At 59.8% G+C, this 14520-nt stretch carries 11 protein-coding genes; 2 read left to right on the top strand and 9 right to left on the bottom strand.

Features of this window, described 5'->3' with window-relative positions:
• Positions 1 to 128: 128 nt before the first annotated feature.
• The 8 genes from GKKCFE_RS20785 to GKKCFE_RS20750 form a co-directional block, all read right to left on the bottom strand.
• The gene (locus tag GKKCFE_RS20785) at positions 129 to 1253 is read right to left on the bottom strand and encodes a mannuronate-specific alginate lyase (RefSeq protein ID WP_047228840.1); all 1125 of its coding nucleotides are present in this window, start codon (positions 1251 to 1253) and stop codon (positions 129 to 131) included.
• 23 nt (positions 1254 to 1276) lie between these two features.
• Positions 1277 to 2728: an alginate O-acetyltransferase gene (locus GKKCFE_RS20780; protein WP_139049195.1), complete on the bottom strand. Its 1452-nt coding sequence runs from the start codon at positions 2726 to 2728 to the stop codon at positions 1277 to 1279.
• 11 nt (positions 2729 to 2739) lie between these two features.
• Positions 2740 to 4332 (bottom strand): mannuronan 5-epimerase AlgG, encoded by a 1593-nt coding sequence (algG, locus tag GKKCFE_RS20775; RefSeq protein ID WP_047228842.1) that lies wholly within the window; start codon positions 4330 to 4332, stop codon positions 2740 to 2742.
• A 26-nt stretch (positions 4333 to 4358) separates the two neighbouring features.
• Positions 4359 to 5843 (bottom strand): alginate export family protein, encoded by a 1485-nt coding sequence (locus GKKCFE_RS20770; RefSeq protein ID WP_047228909.1) that lies wholly within the window; start codon positions 5841 to 5843, stop codon positions 4359 to 4361.
• A 5-nt stretch (positions 5844 to 5848) separates the two neighbouring features.
• On the bottom strand, positions 5849 to 7360 hold the full coding sequence (gene algK, locus GKKCFE_RS20765; RefSeq protein WP_445577038.1) for an alginate biosynthesis TPR repeat lipoprotein AlgK: 1512 nt from the start codon (positions 7358 to 7360) through the stop codon (positions 5849 to 5851).
• Between the two features lie 9 nt (positions 7361 to 7369).
• Positions 7370 to 8539: an alginate biosynthesis protein Alg44 gene (locus tag GKKCFE_RS20760; protein ID WP_047228844.1), complete on the bottom strand. Its 1170-nt coding sequence runs from the start codon at positions 8537 to 8539 to the stop codon at positions 7370 to 7372.
• Between the two features lie 35 nt (positions 8540 to 8574).
• Positions 8575 to 10056, bottom strand: coding sequence for a mannuronan synthase (gene alg8, locus GKKCFE_RS20755; protein WP_370695168.1), 1482 nt, complete (start codon positions 10054 to 10056; stop codon positions 8575 to 8577).
• A 100-nt stretch (positions 10057 to 10156) separates the two neighbouring features.
• The gene (locus GKKCFE_RS20750; RefSeq protein WP_139049197.1) at positions 10157 to 11473 is read right to left on the bottom strand and encodes a nucleotide sugar dehydrogenase; all 1317 of its coding nucleotides are present in this window, start codon (positions 11471 to 11473) and stop codon (positions 10157 to 10159) included.
• Positions 11474 to 11945: 472 nt separating this feature from the next.
• Here GKKCFE_RS20750 and GKKCFE_RS20745 point away from each other — a divergent pair, with 472 nt between their 5' ends.
• Positions 11946 to 12134 carry a hypothetical protein gene (locus GKKCFE_RS20745; protein WP_139049198.1) on the top strand — a complete coding sequence of 63 codons (189 nt, stop codon included), beginning with the start codon at positions 11946 to 11948 and terminating at the stop codon, positions 12132 to 12134.
• Between the two features lie 150 nt (positions 12135 to 12284).
• On the opposite strand, the gene yaaA is transcribed toward GKKCFE_RS20745, so the two are convergent.
• Complete coding sequence (gene yaaA, locus GKKCFE_RS20740) at positions 12285 to 13064, bottom strand: peroxide stress protein YaaA (protein WP_047228847.1); 780 nt, start codon at positions 13062 to 13064, stop codon at positions 12285 to 12287.
• A 177-nt stretch (positions 13065 to 13241) separates the two neighbouring features.
• Between yaaA and GKKCFE_RS20735 the strand changes: the two genes are divergently transcribed.
• Positions 13242 to 14366: a polysaccharide deacetylase family protein gene (locus tag GKKCFE_RS20735; RefSeq protein ID WP_445578059.1), complete on the top strand. Its 1125-nt coding sequence runs from the start codon at positions 13242 to 13244 to the stop codon at positions 14364 to 14366.
• Positions 14367 to 14520 lie beyond the last annotated feature (154 nt).

Below are 14520 nucleotides of genomic sequence, written 5' to 3'. Positions count from 1 at the left end.
ATCTCTCCATGTTGAATCAACAGTCAAGGGCCAGAGCCCCCCCAAACCCCCCCATGAAAACCGGGAGGTTTTATTACATTTCAGACGCTTTGCTCCCACAGCTCCCCTGCCAGGCAGGGGATACGGCATCAGCTACCTTTTTCGCCTTTTTCCCATGACGGGTCGTACACCTTGGTCAAGTCCCCGCCGAGGCGGAACGTCTTGAACGGTTGCATTTCATGCTTGCGTTCCAGCACATCCTCGGGGCATGTGTAGAGGCTGCAGAACGGTTCCAGCCAGGCGAACTTGGAATCGATTTTCAGATCCTTCATGTCCTGCTCATCGCCGTTCTTGTCTTCGAATATCTCCGGGTCTTTCACCCCGGCCAGCACCTGGTCACCCAGGCGCTTGAGGGCGCCGTTGTTTTCCTGGCGCAGGTCCACGCCGTTGACCTGGGCGAAACTGGCGATCATCGCCAGGGGCGGCAGGGCATAGTTGTGATAGGACAGCGCCCGTTGCTTGCGCTTGAGTTCGTTGGGCAAGAAGCCCTCGGCGTCGACCTGGTTGACGCCGACCTTGTATTCCTTGACGGCCCAATCGAACAGGTCGCGGCGGTTGGTCGCCACGGCGGTGGCCATCACCGACCAGGCGGCCCAGTAGGAGTGGTTGTTGATTTTTTTCAGCGGCAGGTTGTCCCAGTCGCTCACCACCTGATCGGCCATCTTGCTGAACCAGCCTTCGATCAGTTGCGCCTGCTCCTGGTGATTGGCCAGTGGGCGAGACTCGGAGAACTTCAGGCGTACGTAGGCCGAAGCCATGCTTCCCAGGGCCCATTTGCGCATGGACTTGCCGGTGTGGTTGAAGTCCTTGGACATCAGCGCATCGGCCTTGGCCCAGGCGGTCAGCCAGTTCAGGGTGCATTCCAGCTGCTCGGGGCGGCCGTCACGCATGAATTGCATCACTTGTTTGCTGACGCCGCGTTCGATCCGGGTGATGTCGGAAGTGGCATCACGGAAGGCTTTTTCCGATTTCACGTTCAGCGTTGCGCGGGCCTTGTCGGAACCCTCGTACTTGCTGCGAAATTGCAGGGCGCCCGTGTAGGGCGTTGGTACTGCCTCGCAGCGCTCGTCAGAGCTGCCCGTCTTGAATTTTTCAATCGGTGCGAAGTAACCCTGGGGCGGGCGTAGCGGGGCCGCGGCCTGCGTCGCGCCGGCGAATATCGCCAGGGTCAGCAGGGACGGCGCCAGCAGCGTTTTCAACGTTCGGGTGCGCATGGTTCTAGTCATGAGACGAGACCTCATTGTCCGATTTGAGCCGTTTGTTGCCCGGCTTGCGGAGATGCGTTGCGTTTGCAGACTTTCGCTTCGATTTGCTGTGGCTCGGCACCGGCTTCAGGTCCCTGGACTTCTACAGCCAGCAGGTTCTGGGAAGCCCAGTCCTCGTCGGTGCGCAATTGGAAGGCGAAACGTCCGTCGGTTTCGGAAGTGTCCGGTTTTTCGATCTTGATATCCTCGTGGCGCCCATTCATGTACCAGAGGGTGGCTTGTAAGGTTTTCACCGACGTATCGGCGAAGCGGATATCGATCTGGTGGCTGCCGTTACGCAGGTCCATGTTCTTGCTGTTGACCATCAATTCGTTCTTGCCGGGCTTGAGGGCAGTCTTGCTGCTCATCAGCGCGGGCTTGCCTTCGCAACCGTTGTTGTCCAGCAACGCCATCATCTGGCGGTAGATGGTTTCCTGGTCGAGGCGATACAGCGGCGAGAATTCCCAGATGAGGATTTTCGGCGGGCTTTTCTGGAATTCTTCGCTGCCCAGGTACTGGATCATCGCGCCTTCCAGACCGCCGCCGGGAAAGGCGACGTTGAGGATGTCAGCGCCGATGGCTTCTTGAAGGAAGCCGGCGAAGTTGTAGTTCTTGCCGCTGTGACTGGTGCCCACGAGGGTGATTTGCGGATCACTGGAGTCGCCGAACAGGTCGCCGTCGCCGGCCTCGCCTTTAGGCTCGGTGGTGAACTGGTCCATGTACTGGACCGCGTAGCTGGTGCCGCACAGCTGGCCGGCCATGTTGTGCAGGGTGCCGGTCTTGCCCATGCGGCCGGACTTCTTGGTCTCGAACTCACGCTTGGGAATGTCGGCAAAGGCCGGGATCTGCTTGACCTTCTCGGCCACGATCTTCGCCGTGCGCTGGGCGCCGTACGGGGTCCAGTGCTGGTCGCCACGGAAGTAGAAATCGTGGGCCGGCAGGGTGTCGGGCAGGTTTTCGTTGGTCAACGGCGACAGGTCCGGCACCACATAACCCATCTGCGCGAAACGCCCGAGCATGCTCTTGTAGTTGGTCAGGGCCTTGTCGAAGTCGTAACTGGCCTTTTCCTGAGGGTTGAGTTTGTTGCGGTTCACCAAGCCCCGGGTCGGTTGATACACAAGCACCAGCTCAACGCCTTTTTTCTTGAACGCGTCGTGCAACTGCTGCATGCGCTTGTAGCCGGCCGGGGTGGTATTGAATTCGGTACGCAGGTCTTCCTGGGTACGGAACAGCCAATCGCCCTGGGCCTGTACCAGCGTGGTGAAGTTCTGCTGATAGCGCGTGGTGTAGTTCTTCGCGTCATAAGCAGCCGGGCACAGGTTGCAGCACGGTTCGGCAGTGAACACAGGCGCTGTGGTTTCAGCGGCGCGCGCGCCGCTTGTGGCGGCGAGAATGCCGGCAGTCAGGGCGGACAGGCCCAGAAGTTTGATCATCTGTGGGTTCATAAAGGTCATCCTCAGTCCCGCAATTCAGTCTGGCGTTCGACAGGGTCGATCAGCACGGCTTTCTGCTGGCGCACCAGCAGGTCGAGAATTTCATCCTGGCGCTCGCCCAGGATCCCCGAGAAGCTGATGCCGCTGGATTTGGTCGGCGCGAGCATGGACACGCGGTAGAGCTCAACGCTCAACGGTGAGTCGATGGACAATGGGCCGCTGCCGTTGGCAGCCAGTTCACCACCGACCACGATCAGCGAGACCTGGGCGTCGAACGGGTCGAGCTTGATGTCCCGGTCGGTGTCGGACAGGTCCTTGATGTGGCCGTAAAGACCGGTCAGGCCGTTGGCCATGGACACGTTTTCGTAAAGGCGGATGTTCACGCTGTTACGAATCCGGATGCCGTGGCGCCGGTTGCTGATCACTTTGTTGCCCCACAACAGGTTGTCACCACTCTCGTAAAGCGTGATGCCGTCGGTGTGGTTCTTGTAGATCTCGTTGTAGGCGATCAGGTTGTTCACGCTGTTACGGTCGATCACCAGGCCCGAGAGTTTGTTGTCGTAGCTGCGGTTGTTGAAAATGAAGCTGTCGTTGACCTCACGGGAAATAATGATCCCGTGCTTCTTCTTGGTCCCGTAGACGGTGTTGTCGGCGATGATCAGCCGATGGGAACGGTCGTGGGGGTCAATGCCGTAGACGATGTTGTCCTTGTAGGTGTTGCCCTTGACCACAAAGTCGTTGGTTTCGTAGCAATAGAAGCCGTACCACATGTCCGAGAACTCGGAATCGATGATCCAGCCGGTCGGTTCCGGGCGCTTGAGGACCTTGGCCATGTTGGGCGTGTACTGGGAAATACTGACCCCGTACGACTTACTGTTGGCGTAGCCGAAGCTGGCCATTTTGGTATTGACGATGTAAGTCTCGGTGCCGCCCCAGGACAGCAGGAACGGACGGAATTCGTTGGCCGAGCGGAACGTGGCGGGGCCATTGTCCTTTTCGCGCCAGCCAGTGACCTTGGTGTCGCGGATGAACATCTTTCCATCGTTGACCAGGAAGGAGCCGCCCTCTTGGGACAGGCGCAGTTCCTGGGTCTGTTGGTCGATTTCCAGAATGCCTTTTTCACCCACCACAATCGGAATCCTGGCCAGGAAGACACCTGGCGAGGTTTCCCTGAGGTACTGCTTGGGCACTTTCTTGGCCAGGTCCTTGAGGTTCATGTAGCCATCGTCGATGAAGATGGCCTGTGGGATGCCGTGCTGGCGCACCACCCACTCGGCCATCTTGTTGTCGCCGCCGATGAAGTCCTTCAAGGCGTTTTCCTGCATCATCCGGCGCACGCTGACCTTGCCGGGCTTGCTGCGCACGATCTTGGCCGCGGCCGCTTCGGCGGTGAAGCCTGTGAGGTCGGGCAGGGTCGGCGCAGCCAGTTCCAGCGGAGCGGTCGGCGCGCTGCTGACGGTGTAGGTCTTGGCCTGCTGCAGTTCCTTGACCACGTTGCCCGGTTTGACCACCGGTTCAACGTTGGCGAACGCCGACGAGCCGGCCAGCAGCATCGCTGCGGCCAACAGGCTGATCGAACCTTTCATCGCCTGGCTGTTCCTGAGGTAGCGGTTCATATCGGGCACTCCCATGGTCATTCGCATCAGAAGCGCCAGATCACGTCGACAAAGGCGCGATGCATGTATGAATCGACCTCTTTGCCGTAGGCGTCGCCAGGCTTGAACACACCGCCGCGAAAGCGCACCAGCGCCGACGGCTCGTCGATGGACTGGCTCAGCGCTGCCGGCAGCAGGCCTTGCTTGAAGTACTTGGTGACCACAAGGTCGACTTCCTGGCCCAGGTCCTTGTTACCGTCGCGCAGTGGCAGGGACGAGGTGGACAGGATTGCGCCGGTCACATCGTCGGTGTTGTTTTCCACCGCGTTGATGCCGTTACTGCCCACAGGCTTGTTGCCGTCCACGCGCCAGAACTTGTGGTACACCAGGCTTGCGTCGTATTCGTCACGCAACTGCCAGGAACCGAACAGGCTGGCGCTCTGGGTGTTGGCCATTTCGCCACGGAAGGCTTCACCGAAACGGTGGACCCGCGAGCGGGTACCGGTGTAGTTCGAGCGGTTGCTTTGCAGACCGTTCTGTTCGTAGTCCTCGCTGGCGCGGGCATAGGCCGCACCGACTTGCCACTGCGGATCCAGGCGCAGACGGATGCCCAGGTCGGTGGCCCAGCCATCGACGTCGTCACTGCGCTTGAGTTGCGTGGGGCGCGTGCCATCGGCGTTGAGCGGGTTGACGGTGTCGCGATCGCCGGTCATGCCGGTCAGGCTGGCCCAGTAATTGACGGTGTTGGTGTTACGCCAGTTGTAGGCGTCACTGTTGGCTTCCAGGCCCAGCCAGGACAGGTCACCGTTCTGGGTCTTGTCCAGGGAATCGGTGGCTTCGCCCGGGGTCGGGTAATCGAGGCTGCCATTGTCGTGGGTATGGTGGGCACGGATTCCGGCCCACTGGCCTGGCATCCACTGGTAGCCCACGTCACCGTAGACGTGCAGGCGGTCCTTGTCGTCAGGCGACAATTCCTTGAGGTCGGTGCGGTATTCGCTGAAGCGCTCGGCGACACCCAGGTTGGCCCGCAACAAGGTGGTATCGAAGGTCCAGTTCAGGGCTTCGATGTTGGTGTCGCGCCATTGGCCGTCTTCGTTGCGCAGGCGTTGGCGACCGAATTTCAGCTGTTCGCCCGGGTAAGGGGTCAGGCCCCGATAGCCAATCCAGAATTCGCGCATGGCCAGGTAGTTCTTCTTGACTTCGCGATCACCGCTGTCGGTTTGCGCGGTCGCGTCATCGGACTGTTGCAGGGTGTCGGTCTCGATGGTGTCGGTAGACGTCACGGCCTGGGCCATGGCGTAGGCGCTCCAGGCACCGCGCTCACCGTAGATCCAGGGACGCAGGTCCAGACCGATACCGTTGACGTCGCCGCCGCGCTGGGTGCCGAGGTCGCGATCGTCTTCGGACTGGGCGGTGATTTTCACGTCCAGGCCGAAGTTCTGGTCTTCAGTCAGGGCCGCCAGGGTCGGACAGGACCACAGCAGGGCAAACGACAGGCCAATACCGGCCTGCACAAAAGGATTGAGCTTCAAAGGCTTCATAGAGGTTCCTCGCCGTCATCTTCTTTTAGGGCTTGCAGTTCCAGCGTATCGGGGCTCATGGAGCCGCGAATGGCCTGCTCTTGTTGTAGCAGGCGCTGGGCTTGTGCAAGCTGGTTCGGCGGTAATTGGGCTTCGAGGGTCTGGGCAAGCTCGATGGCTTGCGGGGTGTTCTGGGCCTTGGCCAATTGACTGAACACATAGGCATTGACCGGGTCGGGCTTGGTGCCCTTGCCTTGGGAGAACAACTGGGCAATGGCGAAATCGGCGCTGTTCTGGCCGTTACGGGCGGCCTTGAGCAGATGGTCCAGAGCCTTTTGCGAATACACCTGGCCGAGGTAACCACGGCGATAGATCTGGCCCAGGTAGTAATCGGCGGCCACTTCGCGCCCAACGGCTTTCTGGAAATGCGCTTCGGCGACCTTGGCGTCAGCCGGCACCCATTTGCCTTCGTAGTACAGCTTGCCCAGCAACAGATCGGCACGTGGCTGATCGGCGGCGCGGCCGTTTTCCAGGTACTGCATCATCTTGTCGACGTCACCCAACTCGGGGAAGTCGTAGAGAATCTGCGCCAGGCTGACCCAGGCAGCGGGATAGCCAGGGGCGATGCCTTCGAGCAACGACTGTGCGGTTTTTTCGTCGGTCTTGCCCAGGCTCGTATCGGCCAGGACGCGGGCGACGCTGTCCACACGCTGGGCGGAGACGGTGCCACTCTGGTGACCGGCCTGCATTTGTTTGAGCAACTCGGCCTGCTGTTCAGGCTGGCCGCGTTTCTGATAGACCGTGGCCAGTTCGACGTAGCAGATGTCGGTGGTGGCCAATGCCGCCTTGCAGACTTTTTCCACTTCATCCAGATGCTGGTCGTAGGTGCCCTGGGTGCGGTAGAGCAGAATCTGAGCCAGGCCCGCTTCCGGGTAACCGGCACTGCGCCACTGGTTGATCTGCTGCTGCGCGTTCACGTTTGGAAAACTTTGAGGGTATTGCAGGTACAGCATCGCCAGCGGGATCAGGGTGCCGCCCTGACCGTTGGCGAAGGCCTTCTTCAACAGGCCTTCGGCTTCGTGCTTTTCCGCTTCGCTGGAGCCGGGCTTGGCCACCAGCAGGCGGCCCAGACGAGCCTGGGCCCGTGGCGAGATATCGGCCGCGGCGCGGTAAGTCGCCTCGGCCTTTTTCATCTGCTCGGGGTCGCGGCTGTCCACCTGGATGTCGGCCAGGCCGACCTGGGCTTCGCTGTAGCCCAGGTCTGCCAGTTGCTGATAGTTCTGCTGTGCCAGCGTCGTGTCACCGCGCTTGAGGGCTTCGTTGGCCAGGCGCTGGTCGGGCAGGCCGGCGCAGCCGCTGAGGCCGATTGCCAGCGCCAGCGCACACAACGCATACCCTGTGTGGGAGCGAGCCTGCTCGCGATGCAGGCCGCTCGATACACCAGGCACACCGCTTTGATCCCATCGCGAGCAGGCTCGCGCCCACAGGGTATGCGGCGTCTTGTTGTCTTGTGGAGTCGTCACGAGCATGTCCTCCGCTTAAATACCGACAGCCATGGCTTTGTCGATCAGCCAGTTCAGGTTCGGGCCACGGTCGCTGGTAACTTCTACCGGCCGGCCGGCCAGCGAGCTGTCCAGGGGTTCGTCAGGCTGGATCAGTACGCGGATATCGGACGACAGGTCGGCACTTTTCAGGCTGGTGCTGCTGACGATCTTGCCGGTACGGGTGGTGTCTTCGCCGGCAACCTGGAAGCTGACCGGAGTGCCTGGGCGCACGTCGCCGAACTGGCGATAGGAGAAGCGTGCTTCGACGTTGGCTTCGGTGCCCCGTGGGACCAGTTGGAAGATCACGTCACCCTTGCTGGCGTACTGACCGTCGGACACCAGTTGCTGGGACACGATGCAGTCGCACGGCGAGGTCAGGGTGCCGGTCATTTGCTTGCCGAACAGTTCCTCGACCTTGGCCGGTTGCAGCTGGTTGTCGTCCAGATGGCCCTTGAGCACATCGAGCATGCTGGTGCTGAACGTGGCCAGCGGGGCGCCTTTGGCAGCAACGCCGTCAGCCTTGACCAGACTCTGCACGGTGCCGTCGCGCGGCATGGTGATAGCCATGCCCGGTACGTTCACCAGGCCCGCCTGGGCGTGGCTGACGAAGTACATGCCGTACACCGACTTGAAGATGAAGCCGAATGCCGCCAGGCCGACGATAAAAATCGCCAGGCTGAAGGTCACGGCCCGCAGGCGGCCCAGGGCGGTCATGCCACCGTTGTCGTCCTTCTGCTTGCGCGCCTTGGTGAAGTTGTCGCGTTGCAAGGTCGCCAGCACATCGCCGACGCCGACGATGTCGCCGGCCAGGTGCGAGGTGATGATGTGACGCAGCGTCGAGATGTCCCGAGGCTCCAGATTCTGGAACTGGCAACCGGTACGACCGGTCTGGCGGTCGTAGGAGCGAACCTGCAGTTCCACGTCCATGGCCAGGCCAAGGTTGTCGATCACGAATTGCAGGCGGCCTTTGTACGCTTCGCCGACCTTGAGCGGCATCTGGCCGGCGTTGAAGCACAGGCCTCCGGCCGACAGGTCCAGGACCTTGACTTCCATGGGGGTACGGTCGGGACCGAAGAAGCGCAATTTGGCCGGGATTTTCACTCGGGCGTGTTGGCGCTGGGCTTCGGATTCATGCACTACGTTGACATTCACGGCGGTGTTCATAGGGGCGATTTCCTAGTTAATTCAGGCGAGTTCGGTCAGACCATCATCAGCAGCACGGCAACGAAAACGCTGCCGGCGGAGAAGGTCATGGTCCGAGACGACCAAGTGTTGAACCAACGTTGAAAGCTGGCGAGATCACGGGTCAGATGGGTGGGCTGGCGAGTCCAGGACTGTTGGTCGAGGCGGAAGAACACGTAGATCTTCACCAGCGCGCCAACGATCTGGTTGTAATACAGAATCGCCGGGTAGGCCGGACCGATCCGGTGTCCGGAGCACGACAGCAACAGGGTCAAGAGCAACCGGGTGATGCCGATCCACAGCAGGTACACCAGGATGAACGCGGTGCCGTACTTGAAGCTGGCAATCAGCGCCACGGTCAGGCCCAGCAGCGAGGTCCACATCGACACGCGCTGGTCGAACAGCACCACCGAGGTGAACAGGCCCAGACGCTTCATGCCCAGGCCCAGTGCCCGGGAGTTCTGCCGCAGGTTGTTGCCATACCAGCGGAACATCAGCTTGCGACTGGCCTTGATGAAGCTTTTTTCCGGCGGGTGCTCGACGGTGTTGATCGCCGCATCGGGTACGTAGAACGTGTCGTAGCCCAGGCGCATCAGGCTGAACCAGCTCGATTTGTCGTCGCCGGTGAGAAACTTGAAGCGGCCCAGGCGCCAGTGTTGCAGCGAGTCGCTTTCCACGTCGGCGATGAAATCCGGGTTGGTGACCACGGTGGCGCGGAACACCGACATGCGGCCGGTCATGGTCAGCACACGCTTGGACAGGGCCATGGAGCACATGTTGATGTGGCGCTGAGCGAAGCGCAGTTTGTGCCATTCGCTCATGATGTAGCCGCCGCGCACCTCGCAGAACTCGTTGGTGGTCAGGCCGCCGACGTTGCCGAACAGCTGGAACCACGGCACGGTCTTGCGCACCACGCCTTCGCCGAGCACGGTATCGCCATCGATCACGGCGACCACTGCACGGTCGTCCGGCAAGTGGCGGGAGATGGCGCGGAAACCGAAGGCCAGGCCGTCACGCTTGCCGGTGCCAGGAATGCGCACGAAGTCCAGCTTGACGTGCTCTGGCGGGTTCATGCGGGCCCAGAGGCTCTTGACCAGCAGTTCGTCGGACATTTCCACGATGGAGCAGACCACAGTGGTCGGCAGCCCGCAGTCGATGGCTTCGCGGATTACCGAACTGTAGACCTGGGCGGTCGTCAGTGCGTCGATTCGGAAGCTGGTGACCATCAGGTACACGTGGGACGGATCCGCCGCCTTGCCCAGCTTGCGTACCTTGCGGCGCAGATGCGGGTAGACGATGTACAGGAAGATCATGCCGCGCACGAAATGCGTCGCTCCCATGGAGTAACGCCAAATGCCCACGGCGCCGATCAGGAAAATGAAATCCTTGGATTCGGAGTCGAACGTGGACGTGGGCAACGCCATGGCGATGCCCATCAATAAACTCAAGTAAAACAGCCAACCGGCGGCCTGAAGCAGGCCGTGCTTTAGCCTGTGCATAATCTGCATCCGTCTCTATCTCGGGCGGGCCTTGTGGGCGGCCCGATGGGTTAAGGCAGGCGAAAGGCCGGCCGGGCCTGGGCCCGGCCGGCAAACAGACTTACCAGCAGATGCCTTCGGTCCGGCCACTCGGGTTGGTGGCCTTGGACATGAAGCCAACCAGGTCGATGACCTGCTTGCCTTCCGGTACGTTCTCGGTCAGCGCGCGGAACTTCTCGTCGCGGTTGCCCAGGATGATGATGTCGGAGCTGTCGATCACCGAGTCGAAGTCGGCGTTGAGCAAGGACGAGACGTGAGGAATCTTCGACTCGATGTAATCCTTGTTCGCACCGTGGACGCGGGCGTATTCGACGTTGCTGTCGTAGATCTTCAGGTCGAAACCCTTGCCGATCAGCATTTCCGCCAGTTCCACCAATGGACTTTCACGCAGGTCGTCGGTGCCGGCCTTGAAGCTCAGGCCCAGCAGGGCGACTTTGCGCTTGTCGTGGCTGGAAACGATGTCGAAGGCGTTCTGCACCTGGGATTCGTTGCTGCGCATCAGCGAGTTGAGCAGCGGCGCTTCCACGTCCAGGGAACCGGCGCGGTAGGTCAGGGCGCGAACGTCCTTGGGCAGGCACGAGCCGCCGAAGGCGAAGCCTGGGCGCATGTAGTACTGGGACAGGTTCAGGGTCTTGTCTTGGCAGACCACGTCCATCACTTCACGGCCATCGACGCCGACTGCCTTGGCGATGTTGCCGATCTCGTTGGCGAAGGTCACCTTGGTGGCGTGCCAGACGTTGCAGGTGTACTTGATCATCTCGGCGACAGCGATGTCCTTGCGGATGATCGGCGCATCGAGCTCTTCGTACAGCGATTGCAGAACGTCGCCGGAGGCTTTGTCGAACTCGCCGATAACGGTCATCGGTGGCAGGTCGTAGTCCTTGATCGCGGTGCTTTCACGCAGGAACTCAGGGTTGACCGCGACGCCGAAATCGACACCGGCTTTTTTGCCGGAGCAGTCTTCCAGAATCGGGATGACCACATTCGCCACGGTGCCTGGCAGCACGGTGCTGCGAACCACGACGGTGTGGCGGGTGGTCTTGTCGCGCAGAACAAAACCGATCTCGCGGCACACCGCTTCGATGTAGTTGAGTTCCAGATCGCCGTTCTTCTTGCTCGGTGTACCGACGCAAATCATCGACAGGTCAGTATCACGAATCGCTTCGGCGAAGTTGGTGGTTCCGCGCAGACGGCCTGTTTCAATACCTTGTGCCAACAGCTCGCCCAGACCGGGTTCAACAATCGGCGATTTACCGGCGTTGATCATGTCGATTTTGTCTTTGGCGACATCTACGCCAACGACATCATGGCCCCGTGCAGACAGGCAACCGGCACATACTGCACCGACGTAACCCAAACCAAATATGCTAATGCGCATCGCATTTACCTCTGTTTTTCACGCCATTAAATGGCCGGAGTTAATAGTGTTCAGCGGTCATAGTGCACTCGGAAGTGTGGAATGCAGGCGCCACAGTGCCGTGTGCAGGCATACTAAGTTCCGAGTGTCTAAATAAGTGCACTCAAGTTGTGCGCAATGCGGCCTAGTTGTTATGACCTGCCCTGTTATGCAGCCAGTCCTCGTATTCGGGAACGTTCGTGCAAAGGTCCTTCACCTCCGATCCCTGGCAAAAAGCCCACAAAATCAGAAGCTTGTGTGCTCTGGCGAGCACGTTATAGGGGCGCAGCCTTGGCCTTGTAGGGGATAGTAATGGTGCGTTATCTCCTGTCCTTTATAAGATGGATCCAAATAGGCGACCGTTTCGCTAAATTGCCATGACAACTTGGTTACTTGGATCGACGGCCTATGTAAGTCATCTCTTACACGCACGGCGAGAATCGTTACGGGTGGTATGAGCCGTGCAATTTCACATAGTTCCGATCCGCTCATCGCGATTTTCGAAATTTTTCGAAATATTATGAAAGATGGCACTGACCTCATGATGATGGCACTTGCCGTTTTGACCTTTGATAACGGGGAGTTAAGAGGGGTAGATATTTTTGTGCCACTACCGAATAAAAAATTTGGTGCCACTACGTAAAAAACTGACAGGTGTCGAGTGAAACAAAAGTTAGCGAGGGAAGGGGGCGATTTATTGGCGTCATGGAACTGACGAAGTGGGCGGGGAAGTTGGATGACGTGTTCGGGTTTGATCAAGGCCCCTGATCAAGGGGCCATATAAAGATGTGCTTTATTCGGGGGCATGGTCACGCAGGAACACCAGTTTGTCCGCGCTCGATTGTTGAGCATTGAAACGGTAGCCCTGGGCATCGAACTGCTTGAGTGCTGCTGGATCGTTGATGCGTTCCTGAATCACGAAGCGGCTCATCAGGCCGCGGGCCTTCTTGGCGTAGAAGCTGATGATTTTGTACTGGCCGTTCTTCAGGTCCTTGAACTCGGTATCAATGACCCGTGCTTTGAGCGCGCTGCGTTTGACCGCCGAGAAGTATTCATTGGAGGCCAGGTTCAACAGTATGTCGTCGCCCTGGTCAGCCAGCGCTTCGTTCAGCCATTCGCTGATGCGTGTGCCCCAGAAGGCATACAAGTCTTTGCCGCGGGCATTGGCCAGCTTCGTGCCCATCTCCAGGCGATAGGGTTGCATCAGGTCCAGTGGGCGCAGCAAGCCATAAAGACCGGAGAGCATGCGCAGATGCTCCTGGGCATAGTCGAAATCGGCTTCGGCAAAGCTTTGTGCATCGAGGCCGGTGTACACATCACCCTTGAAAGCCAGCAGAGCCTGTTTGGCATTGGCCGGGGTGAACGCCGGCGTCCAGCTGCCGAATCGTGCGGCATTGAGACCGCCGATCTTGTCGGAGACGTGCATCAGCTCGCTGATCTGTGCCGGCGAGAGTTCGCGCAACTGTTCGATCAGTTCCTGGGAATGATCCAGGTACTGCGGCTGGGTAAAACGCTCGGTGGCCGGCGGTGTTTCGTAATCGAGGGTCTTGGCGGGGGAAATCACCATCAGCATGCAATCGTCTCCTTCAAAGGTGCGGCGATTCTAGGGGGTTGTCCGGGTGGACTCCAGCTATTGGGGTGATAGGTGATGGATGGGCAAGCCTTGCTCCCACCGAGTCCTCTGACCACAAGGGTATTGCGTCAGGATCGGCTATGATGCGGCGCGGGTTTCGTTATGGAGACATCCCTTTTGCGCATCGTCCTTCTATTGTCGGCCTGGTTCCTGAGTTTCGCGGCCATTGCCGCACCCAGCGACATCGCCACCCTGGACCGCAGCACCTGGCCGGAACAGCTCACCAGCCCGACGCTGTTCGACGTGGCCTCGCGAGCCGAGATCCTGATGTTCGCCCGGGTCCTGCTGGACACCGATGCCATGGACGAAATCGCCCTCAAGCAGCACCTGGGGCTGCGCACAATCAATATGGCGGCGATCGACACCCTGCGCGCGCGGTTGTGGCAGCGACTGCTGAGCAACTACAACTTCGCTCAGCAAAGCTGCGATCAGGACGCTTCGTTCTGTTTTCTGGTGGAAGACCTGGCGACGTTGCGCGAAGAGGCGGGCAGGCTCACGCTCGATGAAAACTCCTACTACATCAAGTGGGCTGAGCCGAGCCGGATCTTCCACGCTCAATATCTGGACGAGTTGCTGCGCAAGGCCGCGTTGTTTCCGCAGACCAGCAGCGAAATTGCGCGTTTCGGCGATTACGAGCGCAACGGTGATGATATGAATGACCGGCTGTTCCTGCTGACCTTCGACAGCGCGGCCAACATCACGCCCGACAATACCCCGTGGCTGACTGAATACCTGCGCAAGTCGAACATGAACGGCACCTTCTTCGTGCTGGGCAAGGACATCCAGGCGCGGCTTGCAGAGCGCTCGGTCAACCACCTCCAGGCCTTGTATTCGGGGCAATGCGTCGGTGTCCAGGGTTGGGAGTTCCGCTCCCACAGCCATTGGCAGGATTGGCAGGACTCCGTGCGGCGCAGCGTCGATCTGGTCAAGGGCAAGCTGCCGGAAAACTACGTGCCGTTGTTCCGCCCGCCCCAGGGCCAGCGCCGTGGCGATGCCGGCGCATTTTTCCGCAACCAGGGCCTGCAGGTGGCGCTCTGGGATATCGACCCCCAGGACAGCGCCGGCCGGCTCAACCCCGAGCAAAGCGCCCAGCGCACACTGACCCTGATGCTGTTGTGGCGCCGCGGCGTGATCAATTTCAACGTCAAACAGGATGCGCTGAAAACGGCGCTGCCCTGGCTCATTACGCAAACGGCGCAAAGCGGGATCGGCTGGGAAGATTGTCGGGTCGCGTTTCGCTGATTTGGCCAAAGGCCCGGAAACACTGGGGGAGGAGGAGAATTCGGCGCACTTTCATGACGACCGGACTTCCGACTTTAACGGCGCAACGGCGCAACGCCAAGCGTTATTCGTCACTCTGAAAAATAAACTTCAAAAAAGCGTCAAAGTGCTTTTT

It is taken from the genome of Pseudomonas sp. E141 (assembly GCF_052659885.1).
This window is presented reverse-complemented; position numbering and strand designations above follow the sequence as displayed.

Bases quoted from the DNA above. Each gene is read 5' to 3' on its own strand.
- GKKCFE_RS20785 (WP_047228840.1), bottom strand. From the start codon at position 1,253: ATGCGCACCCGAACGTTGAAAACGCTGCTGGCGCCGTCCCTGCTGACC.
- GKKCFE_RS20780 (WP_139049195.1), bottom strand. From the start codon at position 2,728: ATGAACCCACAGATGATCAAACTTCTGGGCCTGTCCGCCCTGACTGCC.
- algG (WP_047228842.1), bottom strand. From the start codon at position 4,332: ATGAACCGCTACCTCAGGAACAGCCAGGCGATGAAAGGTTCGATCAGC.
- algK (WP_445577038.1), bottom strand. From the start codon at position 7,360: ATGCTCGTGACGACTCCACAAGACAACAAGACGCCGCATACCCTGTGG.
- GKKCFE_RS20760 (WP_047228844.1), bottom strand. From the start codon at position 8,539: ATGAACACCGCCGTGAATGTCAACGTAGTGCATGAATCCGAAGCCCAG.
- alg8 (WP_370695168.1), bottom strand. From the start codon at position 10,056: ATGCACAGGCTAAAGCACGGCCTGCTTCAGGCCGCCGGTTGGCTGTTT.
- GKKCFE_RS20750 (WP_139049197.1), bottom strand. From the start codon at position 11,473: ATGCGCATTAGCATATTTGGTTTGGGTTACGTCGGTGCAGTATGTGCC.
- GKKCFE_RS20745 (WP_139049198.1), top strand. From the start codon at position 11,946: ATGAGCCGTGCAATTTCACATAGTTCCGATCCGCTCATCGCGATTTTC.
- yaaA (WP_047228847.1), bottom strand. From the start codon at position 13,064: ATGCTGATGGTGATTTCCCCCGCCAAGACCCTCGATTACGAAACACCG.